The organism is Serratia sp. AKBS12 (assembly GCF_024793895.1).
Lineage (GTDB): Bacteria > Pseudomonadota > Gammaproteobacteria > Enterobacterales > Enterobacteriaceae > Serratia_F.
Map to the genome: position 1 here is coordinate 1,027,488 of NZ_JANUSB010000015.1, position 14,307 is coordinate 1,041,794.

General features: G+C 54.8%; 12 protein-coding genes. 9 read left to right on the forward strand and 3 right to left on the reverse strand.

The annotated features are described in order from the left end of the window. Window positions 1–9 precede the first annotated feature (9 nt). The 3 genes from NYE85_RS14730 to NYE85_RS14740 all read right to left on the reverse strand — a co-directional run bounded on the left by NYE85_RS14730 (window position 10) and on the right by NYE85_RS14740 (window position 3,503). Window positions 10–900, reverse strand: coding sequence for a leucine-rich repeat domain-containing protein (locus tag NYE85_RS14730; protein ID WP_259005496.1), 891 nt, complete (start codon window positions 898–900; stop codon window positions 10–12). A 90-nt stretch (window positions 901–990) separates the two neighbouring features. Beyond that, window positions 991–2,433 (reverse strand): pyruvate kinase, encoded by a 1,443-nt coding sequence (gene pyk / locus NYE85_RS14735; RefSeq protein ID WP_004962140.1) that lies wholly within the window; start codon window positions 2,431–2,433, stop codon window positions 991–993. A 197-nt stretch (window positions 2,434–2,630) separates the two neighbouring features. Further along, the gene (locus tag NYE85_RS14740) at window positions 2,631–3,503 is read right to left on the reverse strand and encodes a MurR/RpiR family transcriptional regulator (protein ID WP_259006336.1); all 873 of its coding nucleotides are present in this window, start codon (window positions 3,501–3,503) and stop codon (window positions 2,631–2,633) included. 380 nt (window positions 3,504–3,883) lie between these two features. On the opposite strand from NYE85_RS14740, the gene zwf reads away from it, so the two are divergent. The 9 genes from zwf (at window position 3,884) to NYE85_RS14785 (ending at window position 13,810) form a co-directional block, all read left to right on the forward strand. Beyond that, window positions 3,884–5,359 (forward strand): glucose-6-phosphate dehydrogenase, encoded by a 1,476-nt coding sequence (zwf, locus tag NYE85_RS14745; RefSeq protein ID WP_259005497.1) that lies wholly within the window; start codon window positions 3,884–3,886, stop codon window positions 5,357–5,359. Between the two features lie 145 nt (window positions 5,360–5,504). Then, complete coding sequence (locus NYE85_RS14750) at window positions 5,505–6,146, forward strand: bifunctional 4-hydroxy-2-oxoglutarate aldolase/2-dehydro-3-deoxy-phosphogluconate aldolase (RefSeq protein WP_259006337.1); 642 nt, start codon at window positions 5,505–5,507, stop codon at window positions 6,144–6,146. 289 nt (window positions 6,147–6,435) lie between these two features. Next, window positions 6,436–9,246: a transcriptional regulator DagR gene (locus tag NYE85_RS14755; RefSeq protein WP_259005498.1), complete on the forward strand. Its 2,811-nt coding sequence runs from the start codon at window positions 6,436–6,438 to the stop codon at window positions 9,244–9,246. Window positions 9,247–9,374: 128 nt separating this feature from the next. Next, window positions 9,375–9,815, forward strand: coding sequence for a PTS sugar transporter subunit IIA (locus NYE85_RS14760; protein WP_405050689.1), 441 nt, complete (start codon window positions 9,375–9,377; stop codon window positions 9,813–9,815). A gap of 2 nt (window positions 9,816–9,817) precedes the next feature. After that, window positions 9,818–10,303 carry a PTS sugar transporter subunit IIB gene (locus tag NYE85_RS14765; protein WP_259005500.1) on the forward strand — a complete coding sequence of 162 codons (486 nt, stop codon included), beginning with the start codon at window positions 9,818–9,820 and terminating at the stop codon, window positions 10,301–10,303. Window positions 10,304–10,335: 32 nt separating this feature from the next. Then, complete coding sequence (locus NYE85_RS14770; RefSeq protein ID WP_259005501.1) at window positions 10,336–11,082, forward strand: PTS sugar transporter subunit IIC; 747 nt, start codon at window positions 10,336–10,338, stop codon at window positions 11,080–11,082. Beyond that, window positions 11,082–11,942 (forward strand): PTS system mannose/fructose/sorbose family transporter subunit IID, encoded by an 861-nt coding sequence (locus tag NYE85_RS14775; RefSeq protein ID WP_259006338.1) that lies wholly within the window; start codon window positions 11,082–11,084, stop codon window positions 11,940–11,942. The genes NYE85_RS14770 and NYE85_RS14775 overlap by 1 nt, the downstream gene beginning before the upstream one ends. 7 nt (window positions 11,943–11,949) lie before the next feature. Then, on the forward strand, window positions 11,950–13,077 hold the full coding sequence (locus tag NYE85_RS14780) for a D-glucosaminate-6-phosphate ammonia lyase (protein WP_259005502.1): 1,128 nt from the start codon (window positions 11,950–11,952) through the stop codon (window positions 13,075–13,077). Next, the gene (locus NYE85_RS14785) at window positions 13,064–13,810 is read left to right on the forward strand and encodes a 2-dehydro-3-deoxy-phosphogluconate aldolase (protein ID WP_259005503.1); all 747 of its coding nucleotides are present in this window, start codon (window positions 13,064–13,066) and stop codon (window positions 13,808–13,810) included. The genes NYE85_RS14780 and NYE85_RS14785 overlap by 14 nt, the downstream gene beginning before the upstream one ends. Window positions 13,811–14,307: the final 497 nt, after the last annotated feature.

Genomic DNA, 14,307 nt, shown 5'->3' on the forward strand with positions numbered 1-14,307 from the left:
CGGATGGTTTCAAACGTGCACCAGACAGCCTTGTTCAATCAGGCTGTCGAGCACCGCGGGGTACTGCGTGAAGTTATTCCAGCGTAAATCCAGCCGGCGCAGATTTTTCATCGCCGCCAGGCCGGTTGGCAGCGTGCTGAGGCGATTGGCGCGCAAATCCAGCGATTGCAACGCGGCAAGTTGGCAAAACTCCTCGGGTAAATGCGTTAGTGCATTAAAACGTAAATTCAGCTCGCGCAGTTGGCTTAACTGGCCAAACGAGTCGGGCAGTCGTTCAATAGCATTGTTTGCAACGTCAAGCACGTCTAGCGCCGTTAATCCGGCAATGGCCGCCGGCAGTTCGCTCAGGCGGTTTTTCATCAGGTGCAGTTCGCGCAGCCTGGTTAACCGGCCGATCGCAGCGGGCAGGCTGGAGATGGCATTATTGTAGAGCCGCAGTTCCTGCAGATTGCCCAATTGCCACACCGCCGCCGGCACTGCGGTCAAACGGTTATCGGTGACGTTCAGGTAGCGCAACTCGGACAGTTGGCCGAGTGTGGTCGGCAAATCGCTAAAAAGGTTATCGCTCAGATAGAGATACCGTAACCGGGTTAACTGACCAATCTCTACGGGGACCTGTGTCGCCTGGTTGTGGCCGAAATCCAGCATTTCCAACTGGCGTAATGCCCCGATCTGCGGTGGCAGCTGCGTGAGTTGATTGCAGGAAATATTCAGCACCCGCAAATTTGTGTGATTGAATATTTGCTGTGGGAATACCGTGAGGCGGTTGTCATACAGGCTGATTTTACGCAGTTGCGAGCCCTGCAATGCTCGCGGGTCGATTTGCGTCAGCGCCTGCCCGTCACAGTCAAGATGCGCTGTCGAGGCGTTCACGGTGCTTGAGGTATGTTGATGAAGCATAGGAGCTGATCCCTGCAAGGGGGTGAGGCATTCACGCCGTGGAACATCGGTGGGGAAAATGCCGGTCAATGACCGGCATTAAACAGCGAATTACTCAACGCGCAGGATGCGGCTGGTATTGGTGGTACCGACGGTACTCATCACATCACCCTGGGTGACGATCACCAGATCGCCGGACAACAGATAGCCCTTGTCGCGCAGACGATTGATGGCGTCATTGGCGGCAGCCACGCCATCGGTGTGGCTGTCGAAGTACACCGGCGTCACGCCACGATACAATGCGGTCAGGTTCAGGGTGTGCTCATGGCGAGACATGGCAAAGATTGGCAGCCCGGAGCTGATGCGTGACATCATCAGCGCAGTGCGGCCGGACTCGGTCATGGCAATGATGGCGGTGACGCCTTTCAGGTGGTTGGCGGCATACATCGAAGACATGGCAATCGCTTCTTCGATATTGTCGAACTGCACCTCGAGGCGGTGTTTGGAGACGTTGATGCTTGGGATTTTCTCCGCACCCAGGCAAACCCGCGCCATCGCTGCTACCGTTTCTGCCGGGTATTGGCCGGCGGCGGTTTCCGCAGACAGCATCACGGCGTCGGTGCCATCCAGCACCGCGTTCGCCACGTCCATCACTTCGGCGCGGGTTGGCATCGGGTTGGTGATCATCGACTCCATCATCTGGGTAGCGGTGATCACTACGCGGTTCAGCGTGCGCGCACGACGGATCAGTTTCTTCTGGATGCCGACCAGCTCAGGATCGCCGATTTCTACGCCCAGATCGCCACGGGCCACCATCACCACATCGGACGCCAGAATGATATCGTCCATCGCTTCGTCGGTGCAGACGGCCTCTGCGCGTTCGACTTTGGAGACGATTTTGGCGTTGCAGCCGGCATCACGCGCCAAACGGCGAGCATAGTTCAGATCTTCACCGGTGCGCGGGAAGGATACCGCCAGGTAGTCGACGCCGATTTTGGCAGCGGTGACGATGTCGGCCTTGTCTTTGTCGGTCAACGCTTCGGCAGACAGACCACCGCCGAGTTTGTTGATGCCCTTGTTGTTTGACAACGGGCCACCGACGGTCACTTCGGTGAATACCTTCATGCCTTGCACTTCCAGCACTTTAAGCTGAACGCGGCCGTCATCCAGCAACAGCACATCGCCCGGCACCACGTCGGCAGGCAGGCCTTTATAGTCGATACCGACTTTTTCTTTATCGCCTTCGCCTTTTGCCATGTTGGCATCGAGCAGGAATTTGTCGCCGATGTTCAGGAAGATCTTGCCTTCCTTGAAGGTGGAAACACGAATTTTTGGCCCTTGAAGATCGCCGAGGATAGCCACGTGACGCCCAAGTTTGGCGGCAATTTCACGCACCTTGTCCGCACGAGCCTGGTGATCTTCCGCAGTGCCGTGGGAAAAGTTGAGCCGAACTACGTTGGCGCCGGCGGCAATGATCTTTTCCAGATTATTGTCGCGGTCAGTAGCCGGACCCAGTGTGGTAACAATTTTGGTTCTTCTGAGCCGTCTGGACATGTCTTACTCCGTTGACTGGTGAAGCAAATAAGGTGTTGCGATAAACATCGGATAACAAAACCAGGTGTGAATGCTAATTTAACTACACTGATGTTTCACCCGGGTTACCCGCATGAGCGTATTAGTACGGTACAGACTATAATGCTGCCGATCAAATAGTCGGCATTGATCCTGTTTTCGACAGGTTTTGGTTTCGATTATGCATCGAAATTGTTTGGGATAACCGCGCCCTTATCAAAGCGCGATTCTTTCAGTGCTTCCTTGACCCGCTTCAAGTTATCTCTGAATTTATCCCCTCGACGCAAGGTAAATCCGGTTGCCAGCACGTCAATGAGCGTTAATTGCGCAATCCGCGATACCATGGGCATATAAACGTCGGTGTCTTCCGGCACGTCGAGCTGCAGGGCGAGAGTGGCTGCGTGCGCCAATGGCGTGTCGTGTGAGGTGATGGCGATGACGGTGGCGTCATTATCACGTGCCAGCTGCGCCATTTCCACCAGGTTTTTGGTTCGCCCGGTATGGGAGATAAGCACCACGACGTCGCCTTCGCTGGAGTTCATGCAGCTCATGCGTTGCATCACGATGTCGTCAAAGTAGACCACCGGAATATTGAAACGAAAAAACTTGTTCATGGCGTCGTGCGCTACCGCGGCAGAGGCGCCAAGGCCGAAGAACGAGATCTTTTTGGCCTGGGTAAGCAGATCGACCGCACGATTGATAGCGGCAACATCCAGACTTGCCTTTACAGTATCCAGACTGGCCATGACCGATTCAAAGATTTTGTTGGTGTAGGCGTCGACGCTGTCGTCTTCTTCAACGTTGCGATTTACATACGGCGTACCGTTCGCCAGGCTTTGTGCCAAATGCAGTTTGAAATCGGGAAACCCTTTGGTATCCAGCCGGCGGCAAAAGCGATTGACGGTAGGTTCGCTGACATCGGCCATGCGAGCCAGGGTGGCGATGCTGGAATGTATTGCCGTTTGTGGCGATGCGAGGATCACCTCGGCGACTTTCCTTTCAGACTTGCTCAGGATGTCCAGATGGCTCTGGATTTTTTCCAGCGTATTCATATAACGGGAGTCACTCATGGTTTTTTGCCCCAGAACTGAGATCGATTGGTGGTAACGATTTCAATCAAAGGAGACATCAATGCCGGTTTAATGAAAATATACTACGTGCTGGTAACCGTTGGCAGTAGCGACAGCGCGTTTGCTGGGATTTTTCACCAGAATATGAGCTGTGTCTAACTTTCATAATGGTAAAAGAGTGTCAAAAAAGACAGAAAATTACAGTTTGTGTCATCCTCAGCGGCATTCGTGCCGCCTGATGCTTAACCCTCGGGTTTCTCCGTCTTTTTTTCTGCTTTTGATCCGGGTTTACTGGCCGTAGGCAAAGAGAGTACATTAGTAATGTAAGAAAATTACAAATATCCTGCAACGAGGAGATGAACATGGCGGTAACCTCTACAGCCCAGGCGTGTGACCTGGTTATTTTCGGCGCGAAAGGCGATCTGGCGCGTCGTAAGCTGCTGCCTTCCCTGTACCAATTAGAAAAAGCCGGTCATATCCACCCGGACACCCGCATTATCGGGGTGGGCCGCGCCGAGTGGGATAAAGACGCCTACGTCAAGGTGGTAAAAGAAGCGCTCGCCACCTTTATGAAAGAAGAGCTGAACGAAGAATTATGGGCCACGCTGAGCGCTCGTCTGGATTTCTGCAATCTTGATGTTAACGACAGCAAGAATTTTTCCAAGCTCGGCAAAATGCTGGATCAGAAAAATCGTGCCACCATCAACTATTTTGCCATGCCGCCAAGCACCTTTGGCGCGATCTGCAAAGGGTTGGGCGAAGCAAAATTGAACGCCGAACCGGCACGCGTAGTGATGGAAAAACCGCTGGGTACCGATCTGGCTTCATCACGGGTGATTAACGATCAGGTGGCGGAATACTTCAACGAATGCCAGGTGTACCGCATCGACCATTACCTCGGTAAAGAAACGGTGCTGAACCTGTTGGCGCTGCGTTTCGCCAACTCGCTGTTCGCCTCCAACTGGGATAACCGCACTATCGATCACGTGCAGATCACCGTGGCGGAAGAAGTCGGCATCGAGGGGCGCTGGGGCTATTTCGACCAGGCCGGCCAGATGCGCGACATGATCCAGAACCACCTGCTGCAAGTGTTGACCATGATTGCCATGTCGCCGCCGGCGGACTTGACCACCGACCGCATCCGTGACGAGAAGGTCAAGGTGTTGCGTTCGCTGCGCCGCATCGATCAGACCAACGTGCGTGAAACCACGGTGCGCGGCCAGTACACTGCGGGCTTTGTACAAGGCAAGAAAGTGCCGGGATACCTGGAAGAAGAGGGTGCCAACAAAAGCAGCAATACTGAAACCTTCGTGTCCATTCGAGTGGATATCGACAACTGGCAGTGGGCTGGCGTACCGTTCTATTTGCGCACCGGCAAGCGCCTGCCGACCAAGTGTTCCGAAGTGGTGGTGTACTTCAAGAATCCACCGCTCAACCTGTTCAGCGATTCCTATCAGCAACTGCCGCAGAACAAGTTGACCATTCGCCTGCAGCCGGACGAAGGGATCGAAATCCAGGTATTGAACAAGGTGCCGGGTCTGGATCACAAACACCGTCTGCAAACCACCAAACTGGATCTGAGTTTCTCTGAAACCTTCAACCAGGAGCACGTGGCAGACGCCTACGAACGCCTGTTGTTGGAAACCATGCGCGGCATTCAGGCTCTGTTTGTGCGCCGTGACGAGGTTGAGGAAGCCTGGAAGTGGGTCGACTCCATCATGGACGCGTGGAAGGCCGACAACGAAGCGCCAAAGCCGTATCAGTCAGGTACCTGGGGCCCGGTTGCTTCGGTAGCGATGATTACCCGCGATGGCCGTTCCTGGAACGAGTTCGAATAAACCATCCGCCGGCAGCTGGTCTGCCGGTTTTTTTTGCCTGCAGTATGTGGCTTGAGGGTACGGCCGGAGGCTTGCGACCGATGTCGCAACATCCCGTGGCAGGGACGTGCCATACATTACACCTCACAAAGTGGAGATAACGATGATGACCAATTGGAAAACCAGTGCAGAGCAGATCCTGACCGCCGGCCCGGTGGTACCAGTGATTGTGATCAACAAATTGGAGCAGGCGGTGCCGATGGCCAAAGCGCTGGTTGCCGGTGGCGTGCGCGTACTGGAAGTGACTTTGCGCACCGACTGTGCGATGGATGCCATACGGGCGATCGCCAAACAGGTGCCGGAGGCGATTATCGGTGCCGGCACGGTGCTTAACGCCCGGCAGTTGCAAGAGGTGACCGAGGCTGGCGCGCAGTTCGCCATCAGCCCGGGTCTGACCGCTGAGCTGCTGCAGGCGGCAACCGCCGGTTCGATACCGCTGATTCCAGGTATCAGTACCGTGTCGGAACTGATGCTGGGCATGGATCATGGTCTGCGCGAGTTCAAGTTTTTCCCGGCGGAAGCCAACGGCGGCGTGAAAGCGCTGCAGGCGATTGGTGGCCCGTTCCCGCAGGTGCGGTTCTGCCCAACGGGCGGTATTTCGCCGAGCAATTACCGTGACTATCTGGCGCTGAAAAGCGTACTGTGCATTGGCGGTTCGTGGCTGGTGCCGGCAGAGGCGTTGGAAAAAGGCGACTACGCGCGCATCACCGAACTGGCGCGCGAAGCGGTCAGCGGCGCGTCCGCCTAAGTCTGCCGTTGCTTCAATCGATGCCAATCCTCTGTGATTGGCATTTTTTATGCCTGCTTTTCCGCAGATTTCTGCCTCAAAAGCCGGTTGGAAAATAATATCCCCCGATACCGGGCGTTGCCGGTTACCGGCAGAGCCCGGTATTTTTTACCTGCCTATCCCACAACGTGACACTTTGCAGTGGTTGTTTTCCATCTTCCTGTATTAGGATGACTTTTTCTCAGGTCGATTGTCAGCTTGTCAGTTGCCTTCTTTTCTTCTTAATAATTAATAATAACAATGGGTTAAAATGAAACGTAAAGATGCGGTTCGCCAGGAGCTGGAACGTCTTACCCTTACGCTTAACCGGGAAACCCTTGAACTCAGCGCTGGCGGCTTCGCCGCGGAGACTATCGCTTTCAACCTGGGGTTAGCACGTAACTCCGTCAGTAAAGATCTCAACCAGTTGCACGCTGAGCGGTTGGTGATCAAGGTTAAGTCCCGTCCGGTACTGTTTTTGCACCGGGCAGTCTGCGAGCAGTTGATTGAGCAGTCGCTGCCGGATGACCGGTTGGAAGCCAGGGATTTACTGGCGCTATTACCCGCCAGAACCTTGCCGCAGACAGCCAATGATGACCCTTTTCATGCGGTGATTGGTTACGATCGCAGCCTGCGGCTGTCGGTAGAAAAGGGAAAGGCAGCGGTGCTTTATCCTGGTGGATTGCATGTGTTGCTCACCGGGCCTTCCGGGGTGGGGAAAACCTTCTTTGCCGAGGTAATGCACCAATTTGCCATGACGCAACAGTCACAGCGCCAGATCCCGCTGGTGTATTTCAACTGTGCCGAGTATGCCCATAACCCGGAGCTGCTTTCATCCCATCTTTTTGGTCACAAGCAGGGCGCATTTACCGGTGCGATCGAAAGCAAGCGTGGTCTGATCGAACAGGCTGACGGGGGCTTTCTGTTACTTGATGAAGTACACCGCCTGCCCTACGAAGGGCAGGAGAAACTGTTTTCTATCCTCGATAAGGGCGAATACCGGCCGCTGGGTTCCAGCGACAAAGCCCGGCCCATCAGCGTACGGCTGATTTGTGCCACCACCGAAAGCCCTGACTCAACGCTGCTGCGCACTTTTCTGCGGCGTATTCAGGTGTCGATTGCCATACCGGCACTGCGCGAACGCTCGCTGGAGGAGCAGGTAGAAATCATTACCGGTTTCCTACAGTTGGAGAGCCGCAAGATTGGCCGTATTATCCGCCTGGATAAAGGGCTACTGCTGTATCTGCTGGAGAAACCGCTGAGCGGCAATATCGGCCAACTCAAAAGCGATATCCAGTTTCTCTGCGCCCAGGCCTGGGCTGGCGGCATGGGGCACAATAGCCCAAGATTGTTGCTGGATAAGCGGCTGATGGATGTGCCGCACTCCGCCAGCGCCAGCAGTCGCCTCTTGGTAGATGCGCTGTTTGGTCAGCAGGAGTATCTGGATATCAGTTCGCAGCCGCTGGAGCAGCTCAAGCAGCATCTGAGTGCACTAAGCAACGAGCAGGACAGCGATCTGTTTTATACCTATCTAACGCGTGAATACGTCAATCTGCGCAACAGTAACGTGCCGCCGCAGGAAACCCTGTCGATCCTGAAGAACAAGCTACGCACCATTTTTGAATATGGGTTGTACAGCCGTACCGCTGGGGAAAGCGAAGAGCGGTATTACGGCGGTCAGGTCGAGCAACGTATCACCTTGTTGAGCGGTTGTATCGAACAGGTGTTGGGGTTCTCGCTGCCGCAGAATATGGCAGGCCATCTGCGCAAACATCTGCTGGCGCTGCTGTCCTATGTACAGAAAGGATTGATCCCCAATCTGTACTCCTCGAGCCTGATCCTGGATTACTGCAAGGATGAGTACGACAACGCCAACCAGCTATGCCGCAAAATCAATGAAATCTTCCACATCCAATGCCCATCAACGGAAATCGTCTACCTGTGCCTGTTTTTGAAAGAGTGCCGTAGTTTCCGTCAGCGCAAACAGGTTAGTCCCGACTGTGGCGCCATGTTGATTGGCCACGGCACCACCACGGCCAGCAGTATGGCACACTATGTCAATCGCGTTCTGGAATGCGAGTTGTTTACCGCCATCGATATGCCGTTCGAACAGTCGGTGCATGACACTTTGGAATTACTGATCGCCACACTGCGGGAAAAGCGCTATCAACGCTTGATCCTGATTGTGGATATCGGCTCTTTGGTGCACTTTGCCAGCACCGTCAGCAAACTGTTCCACATCGACGTGCTGCTGGTCCAGAACATCACCATGGGGGCGTTGCTGGAGATTGGCCTGGACCTGACTTATGAAACCAGTGATTTCGCCCCCTTGATGGCGCTGATGGCCAGCAAGGGGATTGTTCATCGGCTTTACGATCAGCGAGAAGATGAGACCGGCAAGGTGTTGGCCATCTCCTGTATCACCGGGATGGGCACGGCGGTGAAGATCAAGAAGGTGCTGGAGGAAAGCTTCGGTGAACTGATGGCGGAAGACACCCGCATGGCGCTGGTGGATTACAACGACGTGCGTAGCCTGGAGCGTTTGCGTCAGGTCATCGGCGGTAACGAACGCCTGGTGGGCATCGTTGGCACCTTCCAGCCCGGTTTGCCAGATATCCCGTTTATCGCGCTGGAAGAGCTGTTCTCCGAACAGGGGCCGGAGCTGGTGCTCAGTCTATTGAACCCGGATCTTGGCAGTGCAGAACGCCAGTTGCAGGTTGAGCGCTGCTCAATGCGCTTCATCAGTGCGCTGACGTTGGAGAGTATTATCAACCATATTTCGGTGCTCAATCCCCAACGTATCCTGCAAGAAATCGAAGCGGTGTTGCACCAGATTTGCCGCTCGCTGGATCTGCAGCCTTCAAGACAGGTGACACTTCGCTTCCTGATCCACTGCTGTTGCATGGTGGAGCGTATCGTTTTAAGCCACAAACCGTTACAGATTACCCTGGATGCTCAGCAGGACATCGACCAACAGGCGTTTTCTGTCATTAAAGATGCGTTTTCGCCGATTGAGCGCGCCTATTTCATCCGCCTGTCAGATGCGGAATATTTTTATATCTACGAGCTACTCTATCGCTAAATCCCCCAATGACGGGCCTTGATGGCCCGTTTTCCCCGAATCTCCCCCGATGTGCCACAAAATTGGCACAGGCATTGCTATGTCTTTAACGCATAGCGTAGCGAGCAGAAATTTTTCGATGACTTTCAATAAATTGCCAGGAGGCCACTTTGGCTGCATTACCACAGATTTTACTACTGACCCACGGCGGCTGGGGCCAACAACTGCGCGAAAGCGTCCGCATGGTGATTGGCGAAACCAGCGGGGTAACCGCTATCGCGCTAATGCCGGTCGACACACTGGCGGAGTTCCAGGCGCGTGTTGAACAGCAGGTGAAGACCATGCCGGCGGGCTCATTGATCCTCACCGACTTTATCGGTGGCACCACCTCCAACGTGGCGGCACGTCTGAGCCGTGACTATGCCATCGGCGTGATTTCCGGCCTGAACGCCACCTTACTGCTGGCCGCCATCGATTTACGCGAACAGGGCAATCTTCTCAACCATCTCGATGAACTGGTTGAACTGGGGCGCAACAGCTGCCTAGACGTAGTTAAACAAATCAAATCAATAACATCAGGGGAAAAATAATTATGGCCAACATCGTGTTATGCCGCATTGACAGCCGTTTGATCCACGGGCAGGTCGTCACCAAGTGGGTTGGGCAGTCACAGGCAAATCGTATCGCGGTAGTCAGCGATGAGCTGGAAGCCGATCCGTTTATGAAAAGTATCTATCTGATGGCCGCTCCGCCGAATGTGAAAGTGGATTGCTATGGCAACCAGGGCTTTGCGGCGGCGTGGCGGGAGAACCAACTGGGAGAGGGCAACGTGTTGGTGCTGTTCCCTAACCTGGCTACCGTGCAACAGGCGGTGGTTGATGGGTTTGAGGTTAAGAATATCCAGGTAGGTGGTCTGGGCGGTGGGCCGACTCGTAAAGCAGTGTTCCAGAACATTACGCTGGATGAGGCGGATGTGACGATCCTGCGTGATCTACAGCAACGCGGTGTGACGGTGTTCTTCCAGACCATCCCGGAAGACAAGCCGCAGGCACTGGCAGATATTTTGAAGAAGTTCTGATATTCGGCATCTGATCGATTAGGAGCAATAACATGGATAACTTGACCGTTGCCATCTGTATGGGGCTGTATTACTGGTTTGCCCGCCTGCGCCTGGGCTATACCCTCTCGGGGATGTTGGTGCAACCAATCGCCATTGCAGTATTCGTCGGCTTCCTGCTGGGGGATATGAAAACGGCAATGATTATCGGTGCCGGTATGCAGTTGGTGTATCTGGGCGTCACCTCTACGCCGGGTGGCAACGTCCCTTCAGATCCGGCATTGGCGGCATGTATCGCACTGCCGATCGCCGTGAAGGCGGGGATGGATCCCAACCTGGCGATCGCGTTGGCAATCCCGTTTGGAGTGATTGGCGTGTTCGTCGACCAGTTACGCCGTACCGTAAACGCCGTCTGGGTGCATATGGCCGATAAACACGCGGAAGAAGCCAATATCAGCGGGATCATGCGTTGCGCCTTCCTTTATCCGGCACTGCTTGGCCTGGTGATTCGCTTTCCGGTGGTGTTCGCCGCCAACTATTTCGGCCAGGGCGTGGTCGAAAAGTTCCTGGCACTGATGCCACACTGGCTGACCCACTCGTTCGAAATCATGGGCGGCATCCTGCCTGCGCTGGGCTTTGCGATCACCATCATGGTTATTGGCAAGAAGAGCCTGCTGCCTTACTTCATTGCCGGATTCTTCGCGGTGTTGTACCTCAAGGTCGACATCATGGCGATGGCCATCTTCGGTACCTGCGCGGCATTCCTGGTTAAAAACATGGCTAAAGGTGAGGAGGCCTGATCATGAGCAGCGACATCATGCAACACGAACTGGTGGAAAAGGCGCGGCAAACCAACGTCCTGACCAAGCGGGACATCACCAAAGCCTGGTTTATTTACTGGCTGGGAGCCGAAGTCTCCAACTCTTACGAGCGTTTACAGAGCCTGATTTTCTGCGCCTCAATGACGCCGATTATTAAGAAGCTCTATCCGCAGAAGGAAGAGCAGGTCGAAGCGCTGAAACGCCACCTGAACTTCTTTAACAGCGAACAGACCTTCGGTGCGGTGATCCAGGGAGTGGCCATCGCCATGGAGGAGCAGAAGACCCGCGGTGAGCCCATTTCCGATTCGTCTATCACCGGGATCAAAACCGGTTTGATGGGGCCGTTGGCCGGGATTGGCGACTCGGTGGTCTGGGCGGCGATTATGCCGTTGCTGATCGCCATTTTCATTCCCTTTGCGGCCAACGGCAGCGCTATGGGCGGCATTATGCCGGTGGTGCTGTATACCGCCATTACCCTGGCGATCAGCTATGGTCTGGCCCACAAAGGCTACACGCTGGGGAGGGAGTCGATCATCGGTCTGCTGCAGGGGGGCAAGATAAAAGAGCTGATCTACGGGGCCAACGTACTCGGGTTGATCATGATGGGGGCACTGTCCGCCAGCTACGTCAAGATCACCACGCCGCTGAAAGTCAGCGCGTTGGAAGGTTCCGAAGTGGTGGTGCAACAGATCCTGGACTCCATCGCCCCCGGCCTGTTACCGCTGGCTGCGGTGTTTTCAATCTATTTTTATCTGGTCAAAAAAGGGCCCCGCTATACCACCATCCTGCTGTCGGTGGTGGTGCTGAGCGTGGTGTGTTCCCTGCTGGGCATTTTGTAACGGAGCAATGATGAACATTTATCAACGGCTCGGGCTGAAACGGGTGATCAATGCCAGCGGCAAGATGACCATCCTTGGGGTTTCTGCGGTGCCAAGCGAGGTAATGGCGGCGGCGGCCGAAGCGGCGTCAGCCTTTGTGGAAATCGATGCGCTGGTGGATCGGGTTGGCGAACTCATTTCTCGGCATACCGGAGCGCAAGATAGCTATGTGACGTCCTGCGCCTCTGCCGGAGTGGCTATTGCCGTCGCGGCAGCCATTACCCGGGGAGAGCCGGACCGGGTGGCGCAGATGCCGTGCAGTGAAGGTTTGGCCAATGAAATCGTTATGCTGCGTGGTCATAATATTGACTATGGCGCGCCGATCACGACCGCCATCCGGTTAGGGGGCGGCAGGGTGGTTGAGGTGGGGCAAAGCAATCTGGCGGCCCGTTGGCAATTGGCCAAGGCCATTACGGCGCAGACGGCGGCGCTGTTTTACGTCAAGTCACATCACTGTGTACAAAAAGGCATGGTTGCGCTGAGCGATTTTGTCGCGCTGGCCGGTGAGGCCGGAGTGCCGCTGATTGTCGATGCGGCCGCCGAAGAGGATCTGCGAGCTTACGTGGCTGCGGGGGCCCATATGGTGGTGTATAGCGGGGCGAAAGCGCTGGATGCACCTACTTCAGGTTTTGTGACCGGCGAGCGGCAATGGATTGCCTGCTGCAAGGCCCAGCATAACGGTATTGCCCGCGCGATGAAGATTGGTAAAGAGAACATGGTGGGGCTGGTGGTGGCGCTGGATCATTATCGGCAACATCAGCCGGACTGGAGCCGCCAATTATCCGCCCTAAATGAATTGGCGCTACAGATATCTGCGCTGTCGGGCCTGCAGGCGGAGATCGAACAGGATGAGGCCGGGCGGGCAATTTATCGGCTACGGGTGAGCGTAGACGCCTCCAAACTGGGCTTGACTGCCTATCAGGTAGAAGAGCAATTGCGTACGGGAGAGGTGGCAATCTATACCCGCCACTACTGGCTGAATCAAGGTATCTTCAGCCTCGATCCACGGGCGTTGCGGGATGATGACTATGGGGTGATCGTGGCGCGTTTGCAGGAAATTGTGCAACAGGCCAGGGGGCAATATGCAACAGCTTGATTTTTACCAGGGGCGCGTGGCTATCAACGTGCTGGCGAAGGATATTCCCAATGCGCTACAGGTACACCATGCCGCCGAAGGACATGCCGCAGTGGGAGTGATCTCGGCGCAGTTCACTGACGTTGAGCAGGGCGTGGCTGAGGTGAAGCGCTGGATTGAGCATATCCCGGCTATTTCCGTTGGCTTGGGGGCAGGATCGGCGGCACAGTTTTATAAGGCAGCAATGATTGCAGCGGCCACGGCGCCGGCACACGTCAACCAAACCTTCACCGGCTGTGGTTTTGCCGCTGGAGCACTGGCGGCGCGAGGTATCAGCAATACCTGCATTAATGCCCTGATCTCGCCAACCGGTACGCCAGGGAAGGTGATCATTTCCACCGGAGTTCACAGCAGCCGGGGCCAGCCGGCGGTGGTGAGCTGCGACAGTGCGGTGGCTATGATCCGCGATCTGGGGGGGCATGCGGCCAAGTTTTTCCCGATGGCGGGGTTATCGTCGTTGGCAGAACTGCGCGCATTGGCGGAAAGCTGCGTACGCCATGGCATGTCCATGATCGAACCAACAGGTGGCATTGATACGCAAAATTTCCGACCAATACTGGAAACCTGCCTTGATGCCGGGGTCGAAAAGGTGATGCCACACGTTTACAGTTCGATCATCGATCCGCATAGCGGAGCGACCCGAGCCGAAGAGGTCGCGTTGCTGTTGGACAGTATCAAACAGATGCTGCGCTAAGGCGCGTGGCGCAGGCTACCGCTGCACCACATGGCGCCGAATTTATCACAAGGCTCAGATGAAGCTCTGAGCCTTTTTTAATTTTTAAAAACATTAACTTTCTTATTTATAAACTATTTTTTTTATCTTAATGTCAAAATACCGGTTTGATTTATTAATTTACCTATGATACAAATATCTCGGTTAAAAATTTTACCTTGATGAGGATATTGAGCAAATCGCACGTGGTGTTACCCGTTAGTGTGCGGCTGAAGATAGAGAACAACATTATGATGATACTTAATCGAACTACCCGCAAAACTTCTCCTTGTCAGCTTTTCCTGTCTGCCATTCTTGCCAGTGAACATCACTGGTGTAGCGAGCTATAGCGCCTTTCTCCCTTAACCGGTAGCTCTGACGTTGCAATTGGTCATACGTCAATGGGCTTGGCCGGGCAAACCATTTTGTTACGTTTGGGTCAGTTTATCCCCAGGGATCTCTGCGTCCGCTGCGCCGAC